At 68.7% G+C, this 26,930-nt stretch carries 24 protein-coding genes; 6 read left to right on the forward strand and 18 right to left on the reverse strand.

Annotated features, from left to right (window positions below; translation table 11 throughout):
* Positions 1-176: 176 nt before the first annotated feature.
* Both AVR91_RS15020 and AVR91_RS15025 read right to left on the reverse strand, forming a co-directional pair.
* Positions 177-1,136 (reverse strand): ABC transporter permease, encoded by a 960-nt coding sequence (locus AVR91_RS15020; protein ID WP_063271017.1) that lies wholly within the window; start codon positions 1,134-1,136, stop codon positions 177-179.
* The gene (locus AVR91_RS15025) at positions 1,129-4,038 is read right to left on the reverse strand and encodes an alpha/beta fold hydrolase (RefSeq protein ID WP_083737568.1); all 2,910 of its coding nucleotides are present in this window, start codon (positions 4,036-4,038) and stop codon (positions 1,129-1,131) included. Before AVR91_RS15025 ends, AVR91_RS15020 begins: the two co-directional genes overlap by 8 nt.
* 318 nt (positions 4,039-4,356) lie before the next feature.
* On the opposite strand from AVR91_RS15025, the gene AVR91_RS15030 reads away from it, so the two are divergent.
* Together AVR91_RS15030 and AVR91_RS15035 are read left to right on the forward strand one after the other, a co-directional pair.
* Positions 4,357-5,331: a TerC family protein gene (locus tag AVR91_RS15030; protein ID WP_063271016.1), complete on the forward strand. Its 975-nt coding sequence runs from the start codon at positions 4,357-4,359 to the stop codon at positions 5,329-5,331.
* A 30-nt stretch (positions 5,332-5,361) separates the two neighbouring features.
* Entirely contained in the window at positions 5,362-7,323 is a 1,962-nt protein-coding gene (locus AVR91_RS15035; RefSeq protein WP_063271015.1) for a S9 family peptidase, read from the forward strand.
* 24 nt (positions 7,324-7,347) lie between these two features.
* Here the strand turns inward: AVR91_RS15035 and AVR91_RS15040 are convergent, their stop codons facing one another.
* The 4 genes from AVR91_RS15040 to AVR91_RS15055 all read right to left on the reverse strand — a co-directional run bounded on the left by AVR91_RS15040 (position 7,348) and on the right by AVR91_RS15055 (position 10,738).
* Entirely contained in the window at positions 7,348-8,043 is a 696-nt protein-coding gene (locus AVR91_RS15040) for a GAF and ANTAR domain-containing protein (protein ID WP_063271014.1), read from the reverse strand.
* 56 nt (positions 8,044-8,099) lie between these two features.
* On the reverse strand, positions 8,100-8,756 hold the full coding sequence (locus tag AVR91_RS15045; protein ID WP_016335461.1) for an RES family NAD+ phosphorylase: 657 nt from the start codon (positions 8,754-8,756) through the stop codon (positions 8,100-8,102).
* 95 nt (positions 8,757-8,851) lie between these two features.
* The gene (locus tag AVR91_RS15050) at positions 8,852-9,433 is read right to left on the reverse strand and encodes a hypothetical protein (protein WP_063271013.1); all 582 of its coding nucleotides are present in this window, start codon (positions 9,431-9,433) and stop codon (positions 8,852-8,854) included.
* Between the two features lie 324 nt (positions 9,434-9,757).
* On the reverse strand, positions 9,758-10,738 hold the full coding sequence (locus tag AVR91_RS15055; protein ID WP_063271012.1) for a LacI family DNA-binding transcriptional regulator: 981 nt from the start codon (positions 10,736-10,738) through the stop codon (positions 9,758-9,760).
* A gap of 114 nt (positions 10,739-10,852) precedes the next feature.
* Between AVR91_RS15055 and AVR91_RS15060 the strand changes: the two genes are divergently transcribed.
* A complete protein-coding gene (locus AVR91_RS15060) occupies positions 10,853-12,376 on the forward strand; it encodes an FGGY-family carbohydrate kinase (RefSeq protein WP_063271011.1) in 1,524 nt (507 codons plus the stop codon).
* Here AVR91_RS15060 and AVR91_RS15065 read toward each other — a convergent pair.
* Entirely contained in the window at positions 12,307-12,990 is a 684-nt protein-coding gene (locus AVR91_RS15065) for a helix-turn-helix domain-containing protein (protein ID WP_063823077.1), read from the reverse strand. The genes AVR91_RS15060 and AVR91_RS15065 overlap by 70 nt on opposite strands.
* Before the next feature lie 30 nt (positions 12,991-13,020).
* On the opposite strand from AVR91_RS15065, the gene AVR91_RS15070 reads away from it, so the two are divergent.
* The 3 genes from AVR91_RS15070 to AVR91_RS15080 all read left to right on the forward strand — a co-directional run bounded on the left by AVR91_RS15070 (position 13,021) and on the right by AVR91_RS15080 (position 14,902).
* Positions 13,021-13,425 (forward strand): NUDIX hydrolase, encoded by a 405-nt coding sequence (locus AVR91_RS15070; protein WP_016335457.1) that lies wholly within the window; start codon positions 13,021-13,023, stop codon positions 13,423-13,425.
* Positions 13,426-13,626: 201 nt separating this feature from the next.
* Positions 13,627-14,112 carry an MmpS family transport accessory protein gene (locus AVR91_RS15075; RefSeq protein ID WP_063271009.1) on the forward strand — a complete coding sequence of 162 codons (486 nt, stop codon included), beginning with the start codon at positions 13,627-13,629 and terminating at the stop codon, positions 14,110-14,112.
* A 22-nt stretch (positions 14,113-14,134) separates the two neighbouring features.
* The gene (locus AVR91_RS15080; protein WP_063271008.1) at positions 14,135-14,902 is read left to right on the forward strand and encodes an ABC transporter permease; all 768 of its coding nucleotides are present in this window, start codon (positions 14,135-14,137) and stop codon (positions 14,900-14,902) included.
* Here the strand turns inward: AVR91_RS15080 and AVR91_RS15085 are convergent.
* From AVR91_RS15085 to AVR91_RS15135, 11 genes are all read right to left on the reverse strand, one after another.
* A complete protein-coding gene (locus tag AVR91_RS15085; protein ID WP_063271007.1) occupies positions 14,865-15,551 on the reverse strand; it encodes a histidine phosphatase family protein in 687 nt (228 codons plus the stop codon). The two genes, AVR91_RS15080 and AVR91_RS15085, sit on opposite strands and share 38 nt — an antisense overlap.
* A gap of 18 nt (positions 15,552-15,569) precedes the next feature.
* On the reverse strand, positions 15,570-17,438 hold the full coding sequence (locus AVR91_RS15090; RefSeq protein ID WP_197684794.1) for a Na+/H+ antiporter: 1,869 nt from the start codon (positions 17,436-17,438) through the stop codon (positions 15,570-15,572).
* 40 nt (positions 17,439-17,478) lie between these two features.
* Positions 17,479-17,874: a VOC family protein gene (locus AVR91_RS15095; RefSeq protein WP_063271005.1), complete on the reverse strand. Its 396-nt coding sequence runs from the start codon at positions 17,872-17,874 to the stop codon at positions 17,479-17,481.
* Positions 17,875-17,879: 5 nt separating this feature from the next.
* Complete coding sequence (locus AVR91_RS15100) at positions 17,880-18,284, reverse strand: helix-turn-helix transcriptional regulator (RefSeq protein ID WP_199749084.1); 405 nt, start codon at positions 18,282-18,284, stop codon at positions 17,880-17,882.
* 120 nt (positions 18,285-18,404) lie between these two features.
* Positions 18,405-21,482 carry a glycosyl hydrolase 2 galactose-binding domain-containing protein gene (locus AVR91_RS15105; protein ID WP_063271004.1) on the reverse strand — a complete coding sequence of 1,026 codons (3,078 nt, stop codon included), beginning with the start codon at positions 21,480-21,482 and terminating at the stop codon, positions 18,405-18,407.
* A 122-nt stretch (positions 21,483-21,604) separates the two neighbouring features.
* Positions 21,605-21,991: a YchJ family protein gene (locus tag AVR91_RS15110; RefSeq protein WP_063271003.1), complete on the reverse strand. Its 387-nt coding sequence runs from the start codon at positions 21,989-21,991 to the stop codon at positions 21,605-21,607.
* A 19-nt stretch (positions 21,992-22,010) separates the two neighbouring features.
* Positions 22,011-22,388 carry a DUF1801 domain-containing protein gene (locus AVR91_RS15115; RefSeq protein WP_063271002.1) on the reverse strand — a complete coding sequence of 126 codons (378 nt, stop codon included), beginning with the start codon at positions 22,386-22,388 and terminating at the stop codon, positions 22,011-22,013.
* 73 nt (positions 22,389-22,461) lie between these two features.
* Positions 22,462-22,665: a helix-hairpin-helix domain-containing protein gene (locus AVR91_RS15120; protein WP_063271001.1), complete on the reverse strand. Its 204-nt coding sequence runs from the start codon at positions 22,663-22,665 to the stop codon at positions 22,462-22,464.
* Positions 22,666-22,678: 13 nt separating this feature from the next.
* Positions 22,679-24,940 (reverse strand): UvrD-helicase domain-containing protein, encoded by a 2,262-nt coding sequence (locus tag AVR91_RS15125; protein WP_228709209.1) that lies wholly within the window; start codon positions 24,938-24,940, stop codon positions 22,679-22,681.
* Between the two features lie 25 nt (positions 24,941-24,965).
* Positions 24,966-25,601 (reverse strand): hypothetical protein, encoded by a 636-nt coding sequence (locus AVR91_RS15130; RefSeq protein ID WP_063823076.1) that lies wholly within the window; start codon positions 25,599-25,601, stop codon positions 24,966-24,968.
* Positions 25,602-25,782: 181 nt separating this feature from the next.
* The coding region (locus AVR91_RS15135; protein ID WP_076857343.1) for an HNH endonuclease signature motif containing protein at positions 25,783-26,930 on the reverse strand (1,148 nt) is incomplete at its 5' end.

Here is a 26,930-nt window from a genome sequence, read left to right on the forward strand (position 1 = left end):
AACATTTCACCCAATGAGTCGATGATCGGAAAACCGATGTTCTCATGCGCATGAAACACCGGTTACCGGCGCTAATGGGTGAAGGTCGCCACGGCCAGTGAAAACCGGGGCCCACCAGGGAAGAGGATTTCGTCTTCCCGGTGGACCCCGGTCGTTTGTTCAGTGCGAAAACGCTCTCAGCTGGTGATGTCCTTCGTCGCGAACCGGCGGCCGGCGAGGAGGAAGAACACCGTGCCGTACAACGCCGCCGACAACATGCCGTTGGCCATGTTCGTCCAGTCGATGTCGGTCGAGATCAGATCCATCCACGAGAACGCGAAATGCGTCGGCAGATAGTCCCGCAGCCCTTCGAGCGCGGTGATCTGGTCGAGGATCTGCGAGACGATCGCGACGATCACCGCGCCGCCGACGGCGCCCAGCGGGGCGTCGGTGGCGACCGAGAGCAGCATCGCCAGCCCGGCCACCCACGCCAGCTGCAGGATGATGTAGACCGTCGCCAGCCCCATCGCGATGAGACTGTCGCCGAACGACACCGCGTCCCCGGTCGGGCTGATCGCGTCGCCCGCGCCGTACCAGATGACGCCGACCACCAGCGAGACCAGCGGCAGCAGGATCAACGCGACCGCGGAGAGGATGCCGGAGACGATCGCCTTCTGCCGCAGCACCCGATGCCGGGGGACCGGCATCGCGAGCAGGTATTTCAGGCTCGACCACGACGCCTCGCTCGCGATCGTGTCGCCGTAGAACAACGCCACGATCATCGGGAGCAGGAACGTCCCGGACACGAACAGCGCGAGCACCACGAAGTTCGGCGCGCTCGCGGTGGCGAGGTCGACGAAGCCGCCGCTGCGGCGGTTCGGGTTGGCCTGCCCGATCTCGAACGCGATCACCAGGATGAACGGCAGCAGCGCGACGAACCCCAGCATCAGCTGGGTCCGCCGCCGTTTGAGCTGCCGCTTCAGTTCGACGCCGAGCCGTAGCGTCCGGTCGGCGCGGTAGCCCGCCACCGCCCCGTCCGGGCCGACCTCGGTCGGCTCGTGCGACGCGACCTCGGTCAGCTCCAGCAGTGCCGCCGGATCGGTGTGCACGCCGTGATCCGCCCGGGTCGCCGGGCCGGAACCATTGCTCTTACTCACCCTTCGAGTCCTCTCCGACCAGCTGCAGGAACGCGTCTTCCAGCCGCCGCCGCGGCCCGGCCTGCTCGACCGCGACCCCGGCCCGCACGAGGGCGGCGACCGCCTCGGCGCGCGCGAGACCGTCGAGATCCGCGTGGACCAGTTCCCCGTCGACGTCGACGCCGGAAACACCGCCGACCTTTCGCAGCGCTTCGGCCGCTTCGACGGGCTTGTCGACGCGGAACGTCGCCTCGCCGCTGGACGCGGCCAGTTCGCCGACCTCACCCGAGGCGACCAGCATGCCGCGGTGCATCACGACCACGTGCGTGCAGGTCTGCTCGACCTCGGCCAGCAGGTGGCTCGAAACCACCACGGTGCGCCCGGTCGCCGCGTAGCGCTGGAGCACCTCGCGCATCTGGTGGATCTGTGGCGGGTCGAGCCCGTTGGTCGGTTCGTCGAGCACCATGAGCTCCGGCAGGCCGAGCATCGCCTGCGCGATCGCGAGCCGCTGCCGCATCCCCTGGCTGTAGGTGCGGACCCGCCGGTTCACCGCGTCGCCGAGCCCGGCGATCTCCAGTGCTTCGGCGAAATGCGCCTTGTCCTTCGGGCGTCCCGTGCTCGCCCAGTACAGCTCCAGGTTCTCCTTGCCGGACAGGTGCGGCAGGAAGCCCGAACCCTCCACAAAGGACCCGATCCGGGAAAGCACCGGCGCGCCGGGCGCGATCAGATGGCCGAACACGCGGATGGTGCCCGCGGTCGGCGTGATGAGCCCCATCAGCATGCGCAGGGTCGTCGTCTTGCCCGCGCCGTTCGGCCCGAGCAGGCCGAGCACCTGGCCGGGTTCGACCCGGAAGGACAGATCCTTCACCGCGACGAAACCGCCCGCATAGGCCTTTCGCAGACCTTCGATCACCAGCGGTGTCTTCGCCAGGCTCTCGTCGACGTCGTGCGCGCGGCGGCGGCGGAACGCGGCGATCACCGTGATCGCGATCCCCGCGAGCAGCGTCCCGGCGATCCCGAGCAGCTGCGCGGTGGGCGCACCCGCACCGACGGAGTTGCCGGGCACGACCGGGACGGCGAGCCGCCCACCATCCGCCAGCCCGATGCGGAACACCGCCGGCTCGACCGGTGTCGCGAACGCCTGGTCCGTCGTGCCGACGACCAGCCGGAGCGTATGCCCGGCCTCCAGCGGCCGCACGATGCCCGGCAGGGTCACCGTCACCTCGACCGGGCTGCCGTCGGCGGGGAGACCGGAAACGCGGAACGGCGCGACGGCGTTGGCCGGAAGCGTCCGGACGCCTTCGGAGTTGACGTCGTAGAGCTTCGCGAACAGGACGGCTTCCTTCTGCGGAACCCCGGCGGACGGATCCGCGGAGACCTGCAGCCGGACCGTCGAGGAACCGGCCGCGATCGTCTGCGCGTCGAGCGGCGGCGTCGCGAACTGCGCGGCCTGCCCCGGCGGGTCGAGACTGAACAGTCCGGAAAGCCGGGACGAGCCGGCCACCGCTCCGTTCAAACCGGGGATCCCGCTCACCGCGGCGGGATTACCGCCGGCGGGCCGGACGACGGGCTGAGCCGGGCCCGCCAAGGTGAACGGCCGTCGCTCGGTGGCGTCGCCGGTCGCTCCCGGGTACGCCGGGGCGCTGACCGTCCGGACCGAAGGGGCGCCGTTCGCCCGCAGCGTGCCCTGGATGTCGTAGCTGAACCCGGTGCCGGGGTCGGTGCCCTGTCCGGTGAGGGAGAACTTGAGGAAGTCGGCGATCTGCGCGCGCAGTTTCTGTCCCGGCTTCCCGCCGTCGTGGCCGCCGGTGTACCAGATCGTGCGGACCTTGCCGCCCGCGGCGGAGATCTGCCGGGCGGTCGCGTCGGACTGGTCCAAGCCGAACAGCGTGTCGCTTTCGCCCTGCACCAGCAGGGTCGGCACGGTGATCTTGTCCGTCACGGACGCGGGGGAGACCCGGCGGAGCAGCTCGACGGTCTTCTGGCTCGCCTTCCCGGTGGTGGCGAGTTCGGTGTAGGCCTGGCAGACCTCGGCGGTGAACCGTCCACAAGGGTCGGCGGGGCCGGACGGCGGGCGCTGTCCATTCGGGCCACCGAGCGGCAGCGACTGCGCCGCGGCCGCCGCCGCGCCCGTGCCCTGTGCCGCACCGGATTCGCTCGTCTCGTCCCCGGCTTCGGGGGCGTCGTTGGCGGGGGAGCCGGTCTGCGCCGCGCCGGAACCGGCGGAGAAGAAGATGCCCGCCCACGACTTCTTGAAGACGCCGTCCGCGGTGAACGCGCCCGCCGCCGGGGTGGTGGCGTTCGGCGCGGCCGGAGAAGCGGCGTTCGGGAAGAGACCTTGGGCGAGATCGTTGTAGGTGATCACCGGCGCGATCGCGTCGACGCGCTTGTCGGTCCCCGCGAGTAGCAGGGAAAGCGCACCGCCGTACGAAGCGCCGGACACGGCCACCTTCGGGTCGCCGTTCTCACTGAGGACCTCGGGCCGAGCGGCCAGGATGTCGATCAGCTTCCGGGCGTCGGCGACTTCGCGGTCGGGGTCGTTCAGCGCGATCTTCCCGGTGCTGCGGCCGAAACCGCGTGCGGACCAGGTCAGCACGACGAAGCCCTTGTCGGCGAGCTCGCGCGCTTCGGTGGCGACACTGTTCTTGTCACCGCCGAAACCGTGGGCGAGCAGCACGGCCGGGGCCGGGGTCTGTTCGGGCAGGTACGTGGTCGTGTCGATCTTGACGACCTCGGAAGAGCCCGGCGTTTCGGGCAGATCGAGGGTCGCGTCCTGGGTTTCGACCGCGGACGGAGCGGGATCGCTGTTCGTCCACACGACGGCCGCGGCGGCCAGGACCACCACGACCGCGGCGAGCGCGATGAGCTTCGCGCCTCGCGTGCGAGGGAGCGGGATTCGGGGCACGGAATGACCGTATTTCACCGAACCTGAGAGTCGCTCCTCCAGCACACAGGGACCACACAAGCGTGACGTTCAACCGCCACCGGAACGGGTACTCGAAGAAGGAAAAGAGGTGGGTGTGACGGGAGTTACGCCATCATCTTGGTGACAAGGGCAACCTTAACTGGCGTCGGACGTACAGACAGGTCAAACTGGACCAGCTGTGAGGGGAGTATTCCTTCGCGGCGGTGTCGTCAGCACGGTGGCCTTCGCAGGCCCCCGGCACCGTCGGCCGGTTTCGCACCGGCGGAAGAGACCTCCGGTTAGTTGCTGCTGTGCACTATCCGGAGGGTTGGATACATGTCTGTTCCCCTGTGGCTATGGATCGCCACGGTCGGTGGCCTGCTCGCGCTCATCGCGCTGGACCTGGTCATCGTCGATCGCAAGCCGCATGAGGTCACCACCGGCGAAGCCGCCCGGTGGGTCATCTTCTACATCGCCGTGGCCGTCGCGTTCGGCGTCGGTGTCTGGGTGTTCGCCGGACACGACCCGGGGGTCCAGTTCTTCACCGGGTACATCACCGAGTACTCGCTGAGCGTCGACAACCTGTTCATCTTCATGATCATCATGACGTCGTTCAAGGTGCCCGCGATCCACCAGCACCGCGTGCTGCTGATCGGCATCCTGCTCGCGCTCGCCATGCGCAGCGTGTTCATCGCCGTGGGCGCCGCGCTGATCGCGCAGTTCGTCTGGGTCTTCTTCCTCTTCGGCGCCGTCCTCATCTGGACCGCGATCAGCATGGTCCGCAACAAGGACGAAGAAGAGGAATACGAGGAGAACGCGCTCACCCGCTGGGTGCGCAAGCTCTTCCCGGTCACCGAGGAGTGGCACGGGCACAAATCCTTCGTGAAGAAGGACGGCAAGCGCTGGATCACCCCGATGTTCCTGGTGATCGTCGCGATCGGCAGCGCGGACCTGCTGTTCGCCGTCGACTCGATCCCCGCGATCTTCGGTATCACGCAGGAGGCCTTCCTGGTCTTCACCGCCAACGCGTTCGCGCTGATGGGCCTGCGCCAGCTGTACTTCCTGCTCGGTGGCCTGGTCACCAAGCTGGTGTACCTGTCCTACGGTCTCGCGGTGATCCTCGCCTTCATCGGCGCCAAGCTGTTCCTGCACGCGCTGCACGAGTACCACGTCGTCCCGGACTGGCTGGACATCAACAACTGGGTCTCCCTGGGTGTCATCGTCGTGGTCCTGACCGTGACGACGCTGGCCAGCCTCGCGAAGGCGAAGAAGCTGGAAGCCGCTGAGCAGGAATCTTCGATCAGTAGTTAGAGCTGCTAAGGATCGGGTACCGTCGGGGCCGTGCGTCCCGTTGACATCGAAGCCCTGACGGTCCCCGGCATCCTCGCGCTGCACGGCGACCTGCTGCTCACCGCCGTGAGCAGGCCTGATCTGAAGACGAACAGCTACCGCGGCGGCCTGCGCAAGGTCGACCTCGGCGGTGGCGGGGAAGGTCCCTGGACCCACGGGGCCAAGGACTCCGCCCCCGCCATCTCCCCGGACGGCCGGTGGGTCGCGTTCCTCCGGGCCGGGGAGGGCTCCGGGCGCGTGGCCAAGCCGCAGGTGCACGTGATGCCCGCGGCAGGCGGCGACGCGAAGCGGATCACCGATCTCCCCCTCGGCGCGGGCGCACCGGTCTGGGCACCGGACTCCCGCCGCGTCGCCTTCGTCGCCCGCGTGCCGGAGCCGGGCCGCTACGGCACCGAGAACGCGGACGGCGAAACGCCGGAGCCGGCTGAAGAAGCGCCGCGGCACATCAAGAACCTCTTCTACCGCGTCGACGACGCGGGTTTCCTCAACGACCGTCCACAACGTCTGTTCGTCGTGGACACCGCGGCCGCGCTCGACGACGATGAGCCCGCCGAGCTCACGCCGCTGACCGACGACCGGGCCGACGTCGATCATCCTTCGTGGACGGACGACGGCGAGCACGTCCTGATCACCGCCCCGCGCGACTGGGCCGCCGAAGACACCGTCCGCTCGGACGTCTACGCCGTGCCCGCCGACGGCGGTGAACCCCGGCTGCTGGTCCGGTCCCTGGGCACCGCGGACCGGCCGGTCGTCGCGCCGGACGGTTCGATCCTGTTCTACGGCACCGAGTTCTCCGGGCAGGAGGAGATCGCCCGCAACACCGGGCTCTGGCAAGCGTCATGGCCCACCGGTGCCGAGCCGTCGTCCCCTCGGCGGCTGACCGACGTCGAAACGGTCGACTGCGACAACGCGGCGAGCCCGCCGGTCGTCCTCGGTGACGAGGTCCTCGTCGTGGTCCGCACCCGCGGCGCCGCCGAGCTGCGCGCCGTCCCCTTCTCCGCCGACCTGGCCGAGCTGAAGACGTTGCGGCACCTGGCAGGCGAGCGCACCGTGGTGAAGACGTTCGCCGTCGACGGCGAACGGATCGTCGCGGTGATCGGCACGCCCGAGAGTTCCGGTGACGTCGCGCTGCTGTCGGACGGGGCACCGCGCGTGCTCACCGATTACTCGAAGGCGTTGCGGGACACCGGGATCCTGCCGCTGGAGGAACTGGACACGACCGCTCCCGACGGTTATCCGGTCCACGGCTGGATCGTCCGGCCCGAGGGCGACGGGCCGCATCCCGTGGTCCTGATGGTCCACGGTGGACCGTTCGCGCCGTACGAGTGGAAGGTCTTCGACGAGGCGCAGGTGCTCGCCGCCGCGGGGTACGCCGTCGTGCTGGGGAACCCGCGCGGTTCCGCGGGCTACGGCGAAAGCCACGGCCGGAGCATCGTGCACGGTTTCGGCACCGTGGACGCGGACGACCTGCTGGCCTTGCTGGACAAAGCGCTCGAACTGCCCAACCTGGACAGTGACCGCGTCGGCGTGATGGGCGGCTCGTACGGCGGCTTCATGACCAGCTGGCTCGCCGCGCATCACGGCGGCCGGTTCCGCGCCGCGTGGAGCGAGCGCGCGGTCAACGCCTGGGACTCGTTCGTCGGCAGCTCCGACATCGGCTGGTTCTTCGCCGGGGGTTACGTCGGTGACGACCCCGACGAGCAGCGCAAGCGCAGCCCGTTGACCTACGCGGGGAAGATCGACATCCCGTTCATGGTCGTGCACTCCGAGCAGGACTGGCGATGCCCGCTGGAGCAGGCGCAGCGGATGTACGTGGCACTGCGGCAGAACGGCGTCGCGGCCGAGTTCCTCCTGTTCCCCGGCGAGGGGCACGAACTCACGCGGTCGGGGCTGCCCCGGCACCGGGTGCAGCGGTTCGACGCCGTGCTTCAGTGGTGGGGCCGCCACCTCTGAGTGTCATCACGGCACCGCCGCGGGCTACAACTCGCGGCGGTGCTCGACGACCCAGGCCGCGACGTCGAGCAGTTTGATGTTGGTGTTCTGGGACGACTCGACCAGCAACCGGAAGGCCCCCACGGCGTCGATGTCGTGGTGTTGCATCAGGATGCCCTTCGCCATGCCGATCACGTCGCGGTTCTCGACCGCGACGTGCAACCGGGCCTCGGTCTGCGCGCCGGCGAGCGCGATGGCGGCGTGGGTCGCGAACAGCCGCCCGTCGTCGGCCTGATCGCCGAACGCGTCGCGTGCCCGGGCGTAGAGGTTCAGCGAGCCGAGGGTCTGATCGGTGACGAACAGCCGGTACACCAGCATCGACCGCACGCCGGTCTCGGCGGCCTTCGGCGTGAACTCCGGCCAGCGCGACTCCGAGGTCAGGTCGCCGGTCCGGAAGATCTGGTGCTCTGCGATCGCGTCGAGGCACGGGCCCTGCTGGGTTTCGTACTGCAGTTCGTCGATCGTGGAGACGACGGCGGCGGTCGGAGCGACAGTCCGGATCCGGCCCCCTGGCTCGATCAGGGAGATCCCGGCGTACTCCGCGCCCGGGACGTGATCGAACGCCGCCTTCACGATCGCCGCGAGGGTGGATTCGACGTCCGGCTCGGCCTGCAGCGTGCGCGCGATCCCGCCGAGCGTCGCGCTCAGACCGCTGCCGACCGTGTGTTCATGATCGTTCACGAAGCGCCCCTCCCCGTCGCCGACAGGGACCAGAATAGCCAGCGCGGACGCTTCGCTCAGCTCAGCAGCGTGTAGTTCAGCTCTTCGCAGACCCGGCCCAGCGGCACGTCGAGCCCCGGATGGTCCAGGGGGAGCAGCACGTCGGGCGCGATCGGCAGCGAGTTCCCGGCAGGCGGGTCCCACAGGGCGAGCGCGGGGCCGCCGGAGTCCATGGACGACCGGTACCAGACCCCGTCGAGGTCGCCGAACGCGGCGCGGATGGCGCGCGCCCAGGCCTGGGTGATCTTCTTCGGGCCGCTGGAGATCTCCTGCGAGGCGCCGACGCGGGTCGGCCACAGGCCGGCGAGATCGAGCAGCCGCAGCGTGCGGGTCGGCCGGACGACCACCAGCCGCGGGCCGCGGGATTTGCGGTCGACCGTGGACGTGGTCTGGAAGACCTCCGCGATGCTGGTGCGCACGGTGAGCCCGAAGTACAGGACACCGTTGCCGGGGTCGGTGACCGGGCGACCGCCGCGTCCGGGGGTCTGCGGGTCGAAACGGCCGTGCGGGAGCGGGCCGCTGTAGCGGAACGAATTCCACTGCTGGGGGTGGTTGCCGTGCGCGGTGAAGATCCTGACCAGCCTGGTGCCGGGGTGCACCGTCACCACGTCGTTGGTGCGGTGCAGCTCCTTGACCAGGACAGAGCGTGCGGGCGGCAGGGGGAGCCGGGCCATACCTCGGGAGTCGTCCGTCCTTGTCGGGTGATCTTGCTCGATGGGGTCAGCCTACGGCCTACCCCCGACTGAAATTCCGTCGTCGGGCAAGGATCTCAGAACGGCGAGCCCAGCGTGGCCACCAGTCTCGCGACGTGCTCGGGATCGCCGCCGGAGAGGAGCCATTGGCGCGGGGTCGCGGGGTGATCGTTGATCACCAGATCGGCCTGCGGGGTGCTCATGAACGCGGCGACGACGAGCGCGGGCTGGTCCTCGGGGACGGCACGCAGCACGACCTCCAGGCCGGGCAGCACCCCGGAGCCGGCGAACTGCCAGGCGGGCAACCGCCAGCCCTGGTCCTTCCAGCCGGTGAGCCTGCCCTCCTTCAGGCGGTGGCGGATACGGCTGTCGTCCACGCCCAGCGTTTTCGCCGCTTCCAGCACACTGAGCGCGGAATCGGCGAGCACGGCGTGCGCGGCGACCGTGCGGGCACGGAAGTCCGGCTCGTCCTCGCCGCGGGGTGAGAGGTCCAGGCCGACGTCGGTGAGCGCGGCCCGCTGGTCCGCCGAGAAGTAGTGCGACGGGTCGGGGTTCGGTGGGGTCAGCCTCCGCGCCGCGTCCTCGACGAGGTTCAGGAACTCGTTGGCGTCGGCCTTCAGGCCCGCCTTGGCGAGAACGTTCTCGAGCGCTATCGACATAGCGCCTAGGGTAACGCGTCTGTGCGGGTTCGTGCGGTCTCATCTCGATTTCGTGGGTGAATTCACCAGAGACGAATACAGAGTGCACGGAATCAAACACGTGCAGTAGGGAATATCGCCATAGTGTGCCCGCATCGGGCGAGCTTGTCCAGGACTTCGGCTTGACAGGTGGTAAGCGGGAATTTACCGTCCGGAAGGTAAACGATTTCTTCCCACCGCTTCGGAGAACCCGGCTGGTGTGGGGCCGGCTTGGGGGAACAAGGGGGTGGGGCGTTCCTGGGCGGCCGGTGCGAACCGGTCGCCCAGGCACGTCGTGTACCCGGGTCAGTCGCGACGTGAGCTCCGGCGCACGATCAGCTTCGCCTGCAGCGTGGTCGTCGTGGCCTTGCGCGTGCTGTCGCCGATGCGGGCGAGCAGCAGTTCGGCGGCGACCCTGCCCACCTCGTTCGCCGGCTGCGCGACCACCGTCAGCGGCGGGTCGATCAGCGTCGTCCACGGCGCGTCGTCGAACGACACGATCCCCACGTCCTGCCCCGATCGCAGGCCGCGTGAAGCCAGCGCCTCCAGGACGCCGATCGCCATCGTGCTGTTGCCGATCAGCAGTGCGTCCGGCGGTTCGGGCTCGTCGAGCAGGCTGAGCGCGGCGAGCCTGCCGCCTTCGGCGCGGAACTCGGCACGCCTGGTGAGCGCGTTCGCCTCGCCGACGGCGTCGGTGTAGCCCGCCAGCCGGTCTTCGGCGGTGCGCACCCCGGGCGGCCCGCTGACACAGGCGACCCGCCGGTAGCCGCCGTCGAGCAGATGCCGGGTCGCGTCGCGGGCGGCGAGGCGGGTGTCCACCAGCACCTGGTCGCCGGTGTTCTTCAGCAGCGGCCGGTCGACGGCGACCACGGGGGTGCCGCGTTCGGTCAGCCGGTCGACGTTGGTGGCCCGGCCGGTGGGGGAGAGCACCACGCCGGCGACCCGCTCTTGGAGGGCGACGTCGATGTAGCGCCGCTCCTTCTCCTCGTTGTCGTCGGCGTTGCACAACACCACCGAGTAGCCCGCGGTCTGCGCGATGTCCTCCACACCGCGGGCGATCGCGGTGAAGAAGGGGTTCTCCACGTCGGAGATGATGAGTGCGAGGACCGCGGTCTCCTGACGGCGCAGATTCCTCGCGAGACCGTTCGGGTGATAGCCCAATTCCGCGGCGGCGGCCTGCACCCGTGCCGCGAGTACCGGGTCCACAGTGGACTTCCCGTTGAGCGTCCTCGACACGGTCGCCGTCGAAACCCCGGCCTTCGCCGCCACGTCGTTGATGGTGGCCACCGTGACCTCCCCTTCTGCAGGTGTATTGACACCTTCGCACGGGAAGAATAGCTTGACCGACAATCGTTACCATCCGCTGATCGCGCTACTCGCGCGGAGGAGTTCGGAGGGGTCGTGGGGGAACCGGGCCTGGTGCTCGGCATCGACATCGGCACTTCGAGTTCCAAAGGTGTCCTCGTCGATTCCCGGGGTGCCGTGGTGGCGCGGGCCTCCCGCCCGCACGAGACTTCCCGGCCCCGTCCCGGCTGGTTCGAGCACGACGCGGAAACCGTGTGGTGGCAAGACTTCCTCTTGCTGGCGAGAGAGCTTTCGGCGGGCGCGGAGGATCATCCCATCATCGGGGTGTCGGTCAGCGGGATCGGGCCGGTGCTGTTGCCCGCCGACGCTTCCGGGAAACCGTTGCGCCCGGCTATCCTTTACGGCGTCGACACCCGCGCATTCGACGAAATCCGGGAATTGAATCGGGAATTCGGCGAAGAATCCATTGTGGAACGCGGTGGGAGCGCGCTCGGCTCGCAGGCCGTCGGGCCGAAATGGCGCTGGCTGGCCAAGAACGAGCCGGACGTGTTCGACCGGGCGAAGCTCTTCTTGATGGCGAGTTCGTTCCTCGTCCTGCGCCTGACCGGTCAGTACGTCCTCGACCATCATTCCGCGAGCCAATGCGATCCGATGTACGACCTGCGCGAGGCCCGCTGGGCGGCTGACCGGGTCGCCGCGATCGCCCCCGGCGTCGAACTGCCCAGGCTCGCGTGGCCGACCGAGGTGGTCGGCTCGGTCACCGCCGAAGCCGCTGCGGAAACCGGCCTGCCGCAAGGGATCCCGGTGACGGCGGGCACGGTGGACGCGTGGGCGGAGGCGACCAGTGTCGGGGTCACCGCGCCCGGGGACACGATGCTCATGTACGGCACCACGATGTTCCTGGTCCAGATGCTCTCCGATCCCCGCCCCGGGCAGGGGCTGTGGACGACCCGCGGCGCTTTTCCCGGTACTTATTCGCTCGCGGCGGGCATGGCGACCTCCGGCGCGATCACCGACTGGCTGCGGGAGCTCGTCGGCGGCGAGTTCGGCGATCTGGCCGCGGCGGCGGGCGAGGTCCCGGCGGGCAGCCGCGGCTTGCTGATGCTGCCGTATTTCGCGGGGGAACGGACACCGGTGCCGGATCCGGACGCGCGGGGTGTCGTCGCCGGGCTCACCACCTCCCACGGTCGCGCCGAGCTGTATCGCGCGGCGCTGGAAGGAACGGCGTACGGGGTGCGGCACAACCTGGAAGCCATGCGGGAGGCCGGTGGCGGCACGGGACGGTTCGTCGCCGTCGGCGGTGGGACGCGAGGCGGGGTGTGGACGCGGATCGTCAGCGACGTCGCGCGGATCGACCAGGAGATCCCCGCGGAAACCATCGGTGCCGCGTTCGGGAACGCCGTTCTCGCGTCCGTCGCACTGGGGCGGGAGCCGGATGTCGAAGCCTGGAACCCCGTCGCCGAAATCGTCCGTCCGGGCGCGGACGCCGATGTCTACGACGAGTTCTATCCGCACTATCGCGCGCTGTACGAGTCCACAGTGGACATCGCTCACTTCCTGGCGCGGAAGAACTCGCTCGCCTTCAGCCCGGAGAACTCCCGGCAATCCCGGCTCAAGTGAGCTTGATCGGCGTAGCCCGCCGAGAACGCCAGCGAGGCGAGATCCGGCGCCGATCCCGCGAGGCCGATGGCGCGCTGGAACCGGCTGACCCGCAGGTAGGTCGCCGGGCCGTAGCCCACCGCGAGGGTGAACCGCCGCCGCAGCTGCCGCTCCCCGGTGGTGAACGGCTCCAGCGCGGCGGAAACCCTGGGCGCCCCGCCGTCCAGCCTGGCGATCAGCTCCGAAACCTCCCGGTCGGCCCGTCCGGCCCGCCGCCGCGCGACGACGTCGGTCAGCGAAGCGGCGCCGGAGAGCACCTGCTCGGCCAGCAGTTCGCCGTCCTTGCCCCAGAGGTCGGCGAGGGGGACGCGCTGATCACGCAGCTCGTCGGCGCCGAGCCCGAGGACGTCGCCCGCCCTGCCCGGGGCGAACCGCACGCCGCATGCCCGTTCACCGGTTTCCCAGGTCCAGGGCGCCGTGTCCGGCCCGGCGACGAAGACCTCGCCGCCGCATTCCACGAGGTCCACACAGCAGTCGGGCACGATCCGCTTCGGAGCTCCGCCCGCTTCCTCCCACAGGCAGCGCACCACGTCGTCCAGGCCGGGCACCGTCGTCTCCCGATACACGGTTGCCATGATGCCCCCGGGGCACGACAGAATCAGGCCGTGTCCGAAGCAGAGATCGATTCACTGGCCTGGATCCACGTCCGCGATCGCCGCCTCCTGTCGGTGCGGACCGAGGGCAAGGCCAAGTTCTACTTGCCGGGAGGCAAGCGGGAGCCGGGAGAAGGCGACGTCGCCGGGCTGTGCCGGGAGATCCGGGAGGAGCTCGGCATCGAGCTCGACCCGCTGAGCTTCCGCTTCTTCGCGGTGCTGAACGAGCAGGCCGACGGTTACGCGGACGGCCGCCGCGTACGCATGACCTGTTACACCGCCGGGCATCGCGGGGAACCCGTGCCCGGACGCGAGATCGCGGAGTCCGCGTGGCTGTCCTCGGCCGACGCCCACCTCTGCCCGCCGGCGGGCAGGCGGGTGCTCGGGCTGCTCGCCGACACGGGTCTCGTCGATTGAGGCGGTGTCACTCAAAGTGAGCTGTTCGGCTCACTGTGTTTACGCCGATCGCCCCATGACCAGGCGCTCCCCACTCACTGGGACACCCAAAAGGGTGAATATCGGGTTTCTTCCCGATAACGGCTAACGCGGAGTCACCTTCGAGCGAGAAGTAGTCGACGCACTCGACGGAAGTGCGCTCGGACGAGAGAAGACCTCTCCATGGGTGTTCCCACCGCGACCCCTCCGGCATCGGCGCCGGAGCAGGGTGCCCCCGGCAGGCTGAAGCCGCTGGGGACCGTCGTGGTCGTGCTGGGTGTGGTGGCCGTCGCCATCACCCTCACCAGTTACGTGCTGCCGAAGGCCTCGCGGCCGGTGCAGAGCCCGCCCGCGCCGCGGGTCGAACAGGCCGCGGCCGCCGTGCGCACGGTGATCCATTCGGTCGTCTACGAGCTTTCCGGCGCGAAGGGCGCCCAGAACGTCACCTATGTCGCGCAGGGTTCCGAGCTCCTGCAGAAGACCGAAGTGACGGCGCCGTGGAGCACCACCTTCGAGCGCGAGAGCCAGGAAGGCCGCGACGAGTTCTACAGCCTCTCCGCGCAGGGCTCGGGCGGCGGCGCCTTGCGGTGCCGGATCGTCGTCGACGGCGAGGTCGTCAGCGACCGCACCGCCCCCGCTCCTGGCGCGCCGGTGACCTGCACGTCCTGATCCCTGCGGCAGGATCATCCGGGTGACGGATGGTGCGATCGCGTTCGGCCCGGTGCTCGCCGTGGTCTTGGCCGTGCTGGCGATCTTCGGCGCGGCGGTGGTGCAATTCGGGCGGCTGGGCCAGGGCAAGGCGGTGCTGTTCGCGGCCGCGCGCGCCGTCGTCCAGCTCGCCGCCGTGTCGCTGGTGATCGTCGGGATCCTGAAATCGGGCTGGCTGACCGGCGGTTTCGTGCTGCTGATGTTCGCGATCGCGGCGGTCACCTCCGCGCGCCGGATCGGGGTGGCGAAGGATCTCGCGTGGGTCGCGCTCGCCATCGCGTCCGGCGTGGTGCCGGTGCTGACACTCGTGCTCGCGACCGGGGTGGTCCCATGGCGGCCCATCGCGATCGTGCCGATCGCCGGCATCGTCATCGGCGGCGCGATGTCCGCGACCTCGCAGGCGGCGAGGCGTGCCCTGGACGAGCTCGTGACCCGGCACGGCGAGTACGAAGCCGCGCTGGCACTGGGTTTCTTGCCCCGCCCGGCCGCGCTGGAGATCTGCCGCCCCTCGGCGGGACACGCGCTGATCCCCGCCCTCGACCAGACCCGGACCGTCGGCCTGGTGACCTTGCCCGGCGCCTACGTCGGTGTCCTCCTCGGTGGCGCCGGGCCGGTGCAGGCCGGGGTGACACAGGTGCTCGTGCTGATCGGGCTGCTGGCCGCCGAGGCGGTCGCGGTCCTGGTCGTCGTGCACCTGGTCGCGGCGGGCCGGATCAGCCGAAAGGCGACTGAAGATGCGACGTGTCGTTGAACCGCCGCACCATCCAGGTCTCGCCCGACACCACCAGATGGGAGATCGAGCCGTTGTCCGCCCCGAGGAAGGCGAACCGGTTCGTCGCGCCGCTCGCCTGGGCGAAGACCTCGCCGATGACGCCGCCGTGGGTGAACACGGCGATCCTCCGGTCCGGGTTGGCCGCGGCGAGCCTGCCGATGGCCGCCTTGATCCGCCCGCCGAACGACTCCATCGTCTCCGCGCCGGGGATGACGTCCCAGCGCTGTTCGCGCCACAGCTCTTCGACGATCGGGTGACCTTCGTGGGTGTAGCGCCGGAAGAGGCCGTTCTCCCAGTCCCCGAGGTGGATCTCCCGCAGGTCCGGCTCGACCTCCGGGGTGAGCCCGAGCTTCGCCGCCAGCGGTGCCGCGGTCTGCGGCGTCCGGCGCAGCGTCGTCACGTACAGCGCGGAGATCCGCTCGTCCGCCAGGCGGCGGCCCACCCGCTCGGCGTGGTCCCTGCCCTCCGGCGCGAGATCCGGATCGGCCTGCCCGTCGACGAGGTCGAACGGGTTGTCGCCCTTTGCCGGGGCGGATTCACCGTGGCGGACAAGGAAGATCTCGGTCGCGCCCGGGGGAGGTGAGAACCGGTGCTGGCGGTATTCGACTTCCTGCTCAGGGGTGCTCATACCCCGGACCCTACCGAGCTAACCGAGCTGCTTGTCCACGAAACACCAGCGCCAGGTCTCGCCGGGCTCGTGGCTGCGCATCACCGGGTGCAGGGTGTCGTGGAAGTGCTCGGTCGCGTGCTTGCCCGGTGAGGAGTCGCAGCAGGCGACGTTCCCGCATTTGACGCATTCGCGCAGGTGCACCCAGGTCATCCCGTTCTCGACACAGACCGCGCAGACGTCCGGGGAGCTGGGCTCGACCGACGGCCAGTTCTTGGTCAGATGCTTGCACGATCCCGCCGTCGCGGCGGGGGTGCGCAGTTCCCGGTCGGAATCCGGCACGGTCTCTTCCTCCCTGTCCAGCATGGATTCCTCGATGTCGAGGCGTTCGAGGATCCGGCGCAGGACATCATCATCGGCCATCCCGGAGTCGCGCGCCTCCAGGAACTTCTCCCGTTCGACTTCGAGCAGCCTCAACCGAAGGCGCCGGTACGCGTCGCTCGGGGTTTCGGTCAGCGTGCTCTGCCTGCCGAGTTCCTCCCACGCCGAGTCCGACCGGTGCTGGAGCCTGCTGCGCAGCCGCTCGACGATGTCTTCCGGGTCTTCGGGGGTCCGGATCTTCTCCAGTTCTTCGAGCGCGGCCCTGGTCATGTCGTGCAGTACCGCCGCCTCCTGCAGCGCGTCCTCGGCCGGGTCGGGCGGCGGCAGCTTCAGGCGGCGGACCAGCACCGGCAGGGTCGTCCCGTGCAGCAGCAGTGTTCCCGCCACCACGACGAAGGCGACCAGCACCAGCACGGCCCGCTGCGGGGTGTCCGCGGGCAGCACGAACGCCGCCGCGAGCGTGACGACGCCGCGCATCCCCGCCCAGGCGATCACGGCCGAGTACCGCCAAGGCCAGGCGTGACGGCGGAACACGCGGCGCGCCAAGCCGATTCCCGCCATCCAGACGATCCGGGTGACGATGGTCGCGGCCAGCGTGGCGGCGCAGATCAGGATCAGTTCCATCGCGGTGAGCCCGCTGTCGCCGACCTCGGTCATGATCCGGCGGACCTGCAGCCCGATCAGCAGGAAGACGATATTCTCCAGCAGGAACTGGATGGTCTGCCAGTTCAGCCTGCTGGCCAGCCGCGAGCGCCCCGAAAGCATGCTCGGTGCCTTGTGCCCGAGGATCAGCCCCGCCACGACCACGGAGATCACGCCGGAACCGTGGATCGCCTCGGCGGCGAGGTAGGCGACGAACGGCACCACCAGCGAGAGCGCGGTGTCGGTGACCGGATCCTCCAGCCGGGTGCGGATCAGCGCGGCGAGCGCGCCGACGGCGAACCCGATCAGCAGCCCGCCGCCGGCCGCCAGCAGGAAATCGCCGCCGACCTGCAGCAGGCTCACCGAACCCGCGATGGCCGCGATGGCGGTCCGCAACGCGACCAGCGCGGCCGCGTCGTTGAACAGGCTTTCGCCCTCCAGCAGCCGGGTCAGCTTGCGCGGCATCCCGACCTTGCGGGCGACGGCGGTGGCCGCGACCGCGTCCGGCGGCGCGACCACCGCGCCGATCGCGAGCCCGGCGGCCAGCGGCAGACCGGGGATCACCAGCCACGCCACGACTCCGACCGCGGCCGTGGTGAAGATGACGAGCCCCACCGACAACAGCAGGATCGGCCCGCGATTACGGCGGAAGTCGATGAGCGACGTGCGGATCGCGGTGGCGTACAGCAGCGGGGGCAACAGCCCCAGCAGTACGACCTCCGGGTCCAGTTCGTACTCCGGGACACCCGGGATGTACGAGGCGACGACCCCGACCGCGATCAGGCACAGCGGCGCCGACCAGTCGAGTTTCCGCGCCGCGGCGGTGACCAGGAGGACGGCCACCACCAGTGCCACGAGTTCCACCGCGATCTCCACGCCGCTCATCATCACCCGGGAGCGTCACGGCGCGCGCACCGAGGCCCGGCTACCGCTCTTCGAAACGCACCAGATTGCCCGCCGGATCGCGGAAAGAGCAGTCGAAAGCGCCCCAGGACTGCTTCATCGGTTCTTGGACGACGTCCGCGCCCTTCGCCTGGATCCGGTCGAAGGTGCCGATCAGGTCCGGGGTGGACAGCACGATGATCCCGTGGACACCCTTGGCCATCAGTTCGGCGATCGTCGTGCGTTCCTCGTCGGTGAGCTCCGGATCGGCGGCGGGCGGGCGGAGCAGGAGCGACGTCCCGGGCTGCCCCGGCGGGCCGACCGTGGCGTGGAGCGGGCCCTCGTCACGCACTTCGAAGCCCAGGATGTCGCGGTAGAAGGAAAGTGCGGCGTCGAGATCGTCCGCGGGAAGGTAGGACGCCTGAATCGAAAGGGTCATACGACTCAAGGTAGGTCGGCGCGCGGCGGCGTCGCTTCTCGATTCCTGATCGGTCGCATGACCTGTTTGACGACGCAGCCGGGCATGCCCCGGCCGTCTTCCGCGGCCTGCTTGCGGTACACGCTCGGCGAGACGCCGACCAGTTCGGAGAACCGCGTGCTGAACGTGCCCAGCGACGAGAAACCGACGTCGAAGCAGACTTCGGTGACCGACATGTCCCCGCGCCGCAGCAGCATCATGGCCCGCTCGATCCGGCGGGTCATCAGGTAGCTGTAGGGCGACTCGCCGTACGCGGCCCGGAACTCGCGGCTCAGATGCCCGGCGGAGACGTGCACGCCGCGAGCCAGCGCTTCGACGTCCAGGGGCTGCGCGTAGTCGCGATCGATCCGGTCGCGGACGCGACGCAGCATCGCGAGGTCCCGCAGGCGCGGGTCGGGTTTGCCGGTCACCCGGAAAGCGTAACCCACGCCGGACGCCGAAAGGCCCCCTTCGCCGGGCGGCGAAGGGGGCCCTCTCAGGCGACTCCCGGGCTAGAGCGTGATCTTGTCGACGTTGGGACCGCCGTTCGCCGTGGTGGCGACGGCCTTGATCTTGTTCACCCCCGCCGCCAACGTCACCCTGACGGTTCTCGTCGTCCAGTTCGGCCAGGCGCCGGTGCCGCCGAAGCCGACGCCGGACGCGCTGATCGAACCGTTGACGGAGAAGTCGAGCGGCCGGTTCGACGTCGTGCCGTTGGCGTACCGGACGACGACGTCGTAGGTGCCCGCGGCTGGCACGTTCACCGTCCACTCGACCGAGCTGCCCGCCACGTTGTCGTAGTTGACGAACCCGGTGCCGGTGAACCCGGCGTGGTTGGACTCCACCGCGCCCTGGTCGATCGTGGCGTCCTCCGCCTGGTAGTCGACCGGGTCGCTCGGGCCGGAGCCGTCGGCCGGAACGGTCTGCGTCCCGGTGTTCCAGCCCGAGACCCGTACCGAAGGCTTGGAGCCCTTGAGATCGGCCGTGCGGTACTTCGCGGTCAGCGTGGTCGTTTCACCCGGCCAGAGGCTCACCGCGTTGTCGTTCCACTCCACCGGCAGCACCGGCTTGCCCGCGGCGTCCACGACCTTCGAATCGACGTAGAACGCCGGGAGCTTGCCGCCCGAGGTGTTCTTCAGCGTCACGGTGGTCGTGGTGGTGCCGTCGGCGCCGGCCACCGACTTCGCCGTCGCGCTGACAGCGGACTGGCCGAGGTTCTTCAGCCCGGTCAGATCGGCGTAGCCCGACTGCGGCGTGTAGTACCAGTCGCTGCCGCCCCAGTTCAGCGTGTCGGCCTTGGTGGAGAGCCAGTACACGTTCCGGCTGACCTCCTTGCCGGACGAGTCGGTGAGCACGAGCTTCGCCAGGTAGGTGCTCGACAGCCCGCTCACCGCCGGGACGGTGACCGCGGTGGCCTTGGCGCCCAGCGCGCCGACCGACAGCCCGGTCTTGGTGTTGCTGTACTTCTCGGTGCCGTCGAGGTTGTACAGCTTCGTGGTCGCCGTCAGCCCGCTCACCGCGTTCGACGTCTGGTTGATCACCACGACCGACCGGTTGTCGTGCGAGTACTGGATGTGCAGCGGCTCGTTGGCCTTCTTCGCCCCGTAGTAGGCGCCGTTCTGGTCCATGTAGGCGTCGAACAGCTGCCAGTGCAGCGAGGTCCACGGGCTGTTGAGCATCCAGTAGATCAACCCGGTCGACGGGTTGGTCGAGTCGGTGTAGTTGCGCGAGTGCGACTCGAACTCGGCGCGGACGTTCTCGTACTGCGCGAGCTGTGCCTTCCGCACGAAGTCATTCAGGTCGGCGGGCGCGCCGTAGCGCTTGGTCAGCGCGTTGGCGAACAGCTTCAGGTTCGCGAACGTCGTCGACGAAGAGCGGTGGTACTGGGGCGCCGACGGGTCCTTCCACATCGTTTCCAGCTCACTGGCCGACATCATCCGCTTCAACGTGTCCATCGTCGGGATGTCGACACCCGCGCTGGTCTCGGAGTTGAAGCTCCACGCGCCGCCACGGTCCTTTTGCGACTTGTCGTACCAGTAGACGGGCGGGACGTAGTCGTACGGGCCGTTCATCTTCATCCCGGACGCGCCCGTGATCGGCGACGGGCGCTTCGACGCCGACGGGATCACCGGGAGGGTGAAGTCGGCGGCCTTCATCGCGTCGAGGTAGCCCTGCTCGATCCGCCGGTCCGGCGCGAAGTCGCTGCCGATGTGGAAGGAGATGACACTCGGGTGGTCACGCAGGCGTTCGGCCTCGGAGAACATCGACGCCTTGGCGATCGGGTAGTCCGACTCGACCCACGGCTCGCCCTTCTCCTCGCCGTTGACGTGGCCTTCCCATTTGTCACAGCATTCCCAGCCGGGCATGGTCAGCACGCCGAGGTCGTCGGCGAGGTCGAAGAACTCGTCCGGCTCGATGTGGCCTTCCAGCCGGACCGTGTTGAGCCCGAGGTTCAGCACGTACTTGAGCTTGTCGGCCGCCGCGGTCTCGTTCCAGCGCAGGAACAGGTCCGGCGTGTAGCCGCCGCCGCGGATCAGCAGCGGCTTGCCGTTGACGCTGTACTGCCGCCCGCCGCTGGAGTTCAGCGGCGCCTTGACGTCGCGGACACCGAACTTCGACTTCGAGCTGTCCGACGGCGTGCCGCCGACACTCGCGGTCAGGTCGAGTTCGTACCGGTGCTGGCCGCCCATTCCGGCGGGCCACCACAGGTTGGGCTTGTCAAGGCCGACGACTCCGAAGGTGACCGTCTTGCGCTCCTTCGCGGCCAGCGAGACGGTCTGGCTGACCGGCTTGCCCGCGACCGTGCCGGCGACGGTGGCCTGCACCGCGGCGGCCGAGTCGTTGCGGACGTCGGCCTTCACCGTGAGGTCGGCGTGGTCGAGCGCGGAGTTCAGCTTCTGGACGACGTGGGCGCTGCGCAGCGCGACCGGGCCGCCGCGCCGGACGAGGACGTCACGCACGATGCCCATGTTCTGGTCCGGCGGGGTCTGCGCCCAGTCGATCCAGCCCATCGAGAGGTCGTTGTTGGGGTCGTTGGGGTAGACCTTGAACGCGACGCTGTTGACGCCCTGGCGCACGTGTTCGGTGATGTCCAGGTCATGGCGGGTGTAGGCGCCGTTGACCTGGTCCTTCGTCGCGATCCGGACGCCGTTGACCCAGACGTCGGCCTTGGAGAGCACGCCGCTGAAGTCGAGGTACGTCCGCTTCGAGGTGTCCTCGACGTTCAGGTCCGTGCGGTACCACCACGGCACCGAGAACTGCGCGGTCGGGACGTTCTTCATGTTCGTCGAATAGAACGGGTCGGCGTACTTGCCGTTCTGCAGCAATCCGGCGTAGACCGTCGAACGCGCCGACACCGGGTACCAGCCCGCGGTGGGGAAGCCCGGCTTCGACACCGCCGAATCATCGCTGACCTGTGCCGAAGACTGGATCACGAAGCCGGGGATCGGGGTGGCGCCGGTGGAAAGCGGGACGGCCACTTCCGCGCCGGTGGCGGCGGGGGCGGTGGTCACCCCGCAGACCGCGGCGGCCAGTGCGGTGACGGTCAAGGCCAGTAACGGGATCCGGGTTCTCTTCTGCCGAAAACTCACGAGCGCGCCTCCTCGGGCACACGGCGGCGGACCTGGGCGGAAATCGTTAAGAAAGTTCCCTAACAATGTTGGGGGAGATAGTAGCCGCCTCGTGGCGCGGAGAACAGACCCTTGCGCCGGACTCAGCCGACGGGTGCCACGTAGATCCACTGCCCGTCGACGCGGACGAAGTGGCTGTTCTCGTACATGCTGTCCGCCCGGCGATCCTGGCGGTAGTGGGCCCGGAACTCCACGGTGCCCTCGTTCTCCAGCAGGCCGCCGCCGGTCTTGCCGAGGATCTCCAGGAACGTCCAGCGCTGCCCCGGGTCGAGTTCGAGATCGGCCGGCCGCGTCTCCGGATGCCAGGTCTTCGTGAGGTAGGCGGTGTCGCCGACGGCGAACGCGCTGAACCGCGACCGCATCAGGAGTTCGGCGGTCGGCGCGGTCGCGGCGCCCCGGTGGAAGCGGCCGCAGCAGACGCCGTAGGGCTCGCCGAGACCGCAGGGGCAACGGGAATCGTCGGTGATCACAGGCACGCCGCCGATTGTGTCATCGCGCTGTCGCGGTGGTTTCGAGGTCTCGGGCCTGCTCGAGCCACCCGGTGAACAGGCCGGCGTCGATGTCTTCGACCGAGCGCAGCTTGACGTGTGCCATCTCCCGCGCGCTCGGCTCCAGCCTGCCGGACTCGTCGTCGACGTGCTGCCCCTTCCAGAGGGCGAACGTGACGTACGACGAGTACGCCTTCATCAGGCAGACGAGGTTCTTGCCGACGGCTTCGCCGGCGCTCCAGGTGGGGGAGGCGTGGTACATCGCCTCGATGGAGCCGGGCAGGGCGGCGTTGACGATCGGGCGCAGCGCGACGGCGACTTCACGCAGGTTCTCGGGCAGCGCGGCGATGTAGTCGTCGACGTTCGCGAACTTGGCCATGACTTGGATCCCTTCGGTCGATGTGCTGCGCTCAGCAAACCGTCCGAAGGGTGAAGTTGTCAAGACAAAAAAATTAGTCGGTGGGTTTGAACGTCTGACCTCGCGTTTCCAGGGCTTCGCGGATGATGCGGAGCGCTTTGGGGCCGACGCCGTGCAGGCTCGCGAGCTCGGCATCGGTGGCGCGGGTGAAGTGCTCCAGCCGGGTGTAGCCGGCGTTCGTGAAGGCGCGCGTCGCCGGTTTGCCGATGCCGGACGGCAGGTCGGTCTGTTCGTCCATGGGTCCTCTTCGGTCAGTGGCCGTGGCGTTTCATCCATTCTGGACTGCAGCAGAACTCGCACGGCTCGAGCTCGCCCGGAGTGACGGAACCCCAAGCGAGACGTGTGACGTCGTGGACGTTCTTACCTTGCCGGTGCGCGCGTCCTTGACCCTTTCGTAGCCAGGTGCAGTCCGGGTCGTTGTGGTACGCGTTCCCTCCGGAGGTCCGGTAGCCGTGGGAGAGAACGCCCGGCGGTGGTCGACGGCATAGCGAGCACCAAGAAATGGGCATGTCGTGAATGCAGTCGCCCTCGGCTTCCGTGGGCTTCTCGGCCTGCTTGGGCGTGCTGTCGTCGAGAACGCCCCACCAGAGGAAATCCCGGGCCCGGGTCGCCGCGACCAGATGTTGCCTGCCGCGCAACTCGCGGCGCTCCTCTTCGGCCTGGCCGCCGGTCACGCTCTCGTGCGCGTTCTCCAGCACCAGGACGGCTTCGAAGTCGAGGCCCTTCGCCCGTTGCACTGTGCCGATCTTGAGCTTGCCGTCGGCCGCACCGGCGTAGTGCTCCAGCGCCAGCGTCGGGATCCCGGCCTGGCGCAAGATGTCGGCGCACCGGCGGAGATCCTTGTGATGGAAGACGATCAGTGCCGAATGGTCGCGGCGCACCGGTAGCTTCCGGACCGCTTCCACCAATGCATCGGACAGCTCGCCGGAAGTGCCGCGCCAAGTCTCGGTCGCGCCGCCTTCGCTGGCGGACTCCGCCGCGCGAAGGGCGACGCCGTCGGCGCCGTCGAGGTCGTCGACCCGGTTGGTCGCGTCGAAACGGCGTGCGAAGCCGAGGACCCCCGCACGGTTGCGATAGTTGACCCTCAGGATTTCGCCGCGGCCCTGGACCGGGATACCGGCGTCGGACAATCGCCAGCCGCCGGGATAGACCTGCTGCTGACCGTCCCCGACCAACAGCAGTCTGTTCGGTCCGTCACCGGCCAAGTCTTTCAGCAGGCGAAGGCCGCACAGAGGGATGTCCTGCACCTCGTCGACGACGACACCCGCGTACGGCGTTTGGAGCGGCCGTTCGGCGAGTTCGGCGCGGCCGAGCTCGATCAGGTCGTTGTAGTCGTGCACCTCTCTTTCGGCCAGCTCTCGCTGATAGCGCGAGTAGAGGTCCCAGACGAGTGCCTTTTGGTTCGCATCGAGCCGCAGAAGCCTGCCACGCCGCGGTACCGCGACATAGTCGCCGAGTGTCGTGATCCCCCTGCCCTTGATCACCCGGTCCACTTCGGTGCGCCAGTAGTCGAAGGTGGGTTCGATGACTTGCAACTTCTCTCGCGTGGCCATCCACGCGAAGCTGAATGCCGTGTCGATCTTGCTCCTGTCCACGCGCACCGGCACGTCACGCTCGGCGAGAAAACGACGGACCCAGGCATGCAGATTCGTGAACTCGACACGGCCGTTCAACTCCGGGGCGAGCCGGTCGAAGGCGGTCTTGATCACGGAGGGCAGCGAGTGGACGTACGTCGTGAACAGCAGCGGCCCCGTGTTGAGCCGGGCCAGATGCCTGAGCCGGTGGAGGGCGACGACGGTTTTACCGGTCCCCGCCGGGCCGCTGATCCGTGCGGGGCCGGAGTAATCGCGTTTGACGATCGCGTTCTGCTGGGGATGCAGAAAGGTGAGCCACGAATCGAACGGCCGTTGCTGAGCCGCGCCGAGCTGGTCTTCGATCAGCTCGGTGACGTCCAGCAGCCCCTCCGTGCCCGGACTGCGGTCCGGCTGCTGGAGGGCCAGGGAACGGTAGCCGCGTAGCCGTCGTTCCGCCTGCTCCGCGATGATGGCGACCAAGCGTTTGTCGAGATGGAGAGCGTCCCGCCGGAAGATCCGGTCGAGGCTCGACTCGGTCAGCGACCAGTGGACCCCGTCCCGGCGAGCACTCCCCGCGCCTCGTCCGATCACCGCGAGATGGATGGCGCTCTCGGCCAAGGAGCGGCCCTGCGGTCCGGGAATACCGGCGAAGCGTTCTTTCGCATGACGGAGGATCTGGTTCGCGGTCTCGTTGTCCGGTCCGTCGTCTGTGATCAGGAGAGCGAAAACGCCGGTGTATCCGATCAGGAACGCGTCCGCGCTTCGGCTGTCCTCCGCGGGAAGCGCCGTTTTGGCCAGGATTCGCCAGCCGGCATCGGTCCGGCTGAGCAAGGCGGTGAGCACATTGCGTTGTAGCGAGTCCAGGCTGGGGAAGGTTCTCTCGATCAGCTGCCGGGCCTGGGTTTCGAGTCGCCTTCTGGCGTGTGCGCTCCTGTTCACATGCGTTCCGTTCGTCGGTGGCGGTTCAAGGCGCGGGGAACTCGACGGCGACTTCGACGGCGGTCTCCAGCGCCGTCTCGCTCGGTCGTCCGCCCGCGGGAGCGGACTCGGCGACTACGAGGACCTTCTTGGCCAGACGCGAGTCGTAGTTCTCGCCGGTGAAGCGGCTACCGGGCGGGGTCTCGCCGATGAGGAGGACGTTACCGGTGCCGTCCTTGTCGATGAGCCGTTTCAGATCGCTCGCTTCGCGCGCCTTTGGCATCTTCACCCACGCGACGGAGACGTCGATGGTGTTCCCTGTGCCGTCGTCGACGGTGACGAGCATGCGGTCGAGATCGACGCAAGGGTGGCGGACGAAGAAACGCTGGACCTCGCCGAAGGAATGCGGTCCGCATTCGAGTTCCCGCTTGGCCTGCTTCTTGATTTGGCGCCAGCCCAGGCGTTGCCAGGCTTCGGAATCGCGGCCCTTTTGCGCGGATTTCTTGCTGGAGTTTTTGCCTTTGAGGGCTTGGCTCGCGGCGGAATCAAGGGAGGCGGTGGCGCCTCCACCTGCACTGACGCTTACGCCGCCGACCGCCACGACACCCGCGGTGGCCGCCGCCGCGAGGTCGCCACGGGTGGTAAAGCGACCTTTTTCATCGCGCGGTGGCAACTGGCCCATATGGCTCCGTCCCCTCCCAAGTCCGGAGCGGTCGATCTTGCTCTGGGCTCGCTGAAGGGACGAGATCTTCCGTGTGAATACGCCCGAATGGCGCAGTCGATCTTCGAGTTTTCGCCGGTACCGAACAGTTTTGGGCATGACGAGGGGCCCGTCGCCTGGGTGGCTGGCGGGCTCCTCGGGTTCAGCGGTGGTGCAGGGTGTTGCGCCGGGGTTTTCGGAGCGGGTCCCGGTACTGCGGTGGGATGAACTCCGGTAACCCATCGGCCGCCATCTGTACTTCCCAGTCACCGTGGTGGATCAGCCGGTGATGAAAACCGCACAGCAGCACGAGATTCCGGAGATCAGTGGGACCGCCGTCTGCCCAGTGCTCGATATGATGAGCGTGGCAATTCTTCGGTTTCCGATGACAGCCCGGGAACGCACAACCACCGTCGCGGATGTTCAACGCCCGTCTTTGGCCCGGGGTGACGAACCGTCTCAGGCGCCCCATATCCAACGGCTCACCCGAGGTGCCCATCACGACCGGCACCATCAGGCAGTCGCAGGCGGCGAGCCGGGCTTCGCGGGCGGTCATCGTCCCGACGAAGTCCAGGCACGCGGTCCCGAGACCGGACTTCAACTCCTCGAGTCCGATGGTGACGTGTACCAAGGTGCGGTAGCCGCTGGTGCCGGGCTGATCGGGGCAGGCGATCGCCAGGTCGAGGAGTTCGGCCCAGGCGTCTCCCATGCGTTCGCACTTCATCCGCAGATCCGCCTGCCCGAACTCGTCCACCGGGCGAGGCTGGGCATGCGCCTCCAACGCGGCCGCGGTCCGGGCCCCGGTCTCATCGTCGAGGAGGCCGGTCAGCTTCCAGAACCCGTCTTTCCGGCGATCCAGCGTGATCTCGCGGCGTGGTTCCTTGGGTTCGGGGTCTTTGGGTTCGTTGCCGTCGGGGTCGAGCCAGCCCAGCAGTTTCGCCTCAGCCTCGACGAGCTGGCGGGGACCGGCGTTCGGGGCAAGCTCACCCAGGATCTTCTCCGCGACCGCCCGATCCTCAGCGGTGGTGTCGGCCGGGAGCCGTTTCAAAATGTCCAGGATCTGATCGATCCGCTCATCCCCGACCAACCCCTGAGCGGCAACCGCAGCAGTGCGGGGAGCAACAGGCGGAACCTCCGTGCCATCCAGAGCGAGGGTGGGGTTCAGAGCGAGAGCCCGTTTCACCACCGCGCCCGCTTCACCGCGCGACAACCCGGCCATCTCCGCGAACCAACTCGCCGTACTGCCATGCCCATACAAGTCCTTGGCGCCCCGATTCTCGATCTCCGCCAGAAACTGCCCCAACCCGGCAG

Origin of the sequence: Amycolatopsis keratiniphila subsp. keratiniphila, assembly GCF_001620365.2 — a bacterium.
Taxonomy (GTDB): Bacteria; Actinomycetota; Actinomycetes; order Mycobacteriales; family Pseudonocardiaceae; genus Amycolatopsis; species Amycolatopsis keratiniphila.